The sequence below is a fragment of the Undibacterium sp. FW305-107 genome (genome assembly GCF_058788535.1).
Genome location: NZ_JBYTAV010000030.1, coordinates 1 through 749 on the forward strand (window position 1 = coordinate 1; position 749 = coordinate 749).

At 53.8% G+C, this 749-nt stretch carries 1 protein-coding gene; it reads right to left on the reverse strand.

Features of this window, described 5'->3' with window-relative positions:
• Nucleotides 1-749: cadherin repeat domain-containing protein (locus AC3WQT_RS28890; RefSeq protein ID WP_492709473.1), on the reverse strand; the 749-nt coding region annotated here is incomplete at both ends.

Sequence of the window (749 nt, forward strand, 5' to 3'; positions counted from 1 at the left end):
ACCTGATACAACTGCCCGGTAAAGCCGCCATTCAAGGCCAGGCTGGCGGTATCCACAATCCCGGTTCCCGCATTCTTAAGATTCAGCCCCAGCGTCCCATCACCAGTGAGCCCAGTGATCCTGACATTGTAAGTCGATGGATCAAGCTGGGTCACACTGCTGATCGTGCCTGCTACCGTGCCTGTGGTTGCAAGCGCAAAGGCTGCCGCATTCACCCCCGTGACAGCTTCACTGAACGTGACCTTGTAATCCACCGCACCCAGATTCGTGTTTTCAGACTGGACACGGGCAATGCCGGTGGCATTCGGGTTGACATTGTCACCGACAGCGATAGTAAAACTCTTCTCATAAGCAGCACCCATGCCATCAGTTGCCCTGATATACACAGTGTAGTTACCCGGTGTCATGCTCAGCGGGTTCTTCGCCACCAGGCTATTCCCCGAGATCGCGAATTTGGCATTGTCCTTATCATTCGTACCATTACCGCTCACCAGGGTAAAGCTGGCGGTATCACTTGGATTAGGATCAACGGCTGTCAGGGTACCAACGCTGCTGTTGTCCGGTGAGCCTTGCAGGATGGAAGCAGGGACCAGATTAATATTGGTTGGTGCCGCATTGACACCCGTTGCAATGACAGTGGTGGTGTTATTCAATACCGCAGAAGCAATGCCATCATTGGCACTGATGGTGAAGGTCGTGGTTTCCGTACTACCGACAGGCACACGACCAGCAGCAGGCTGGAATACCAG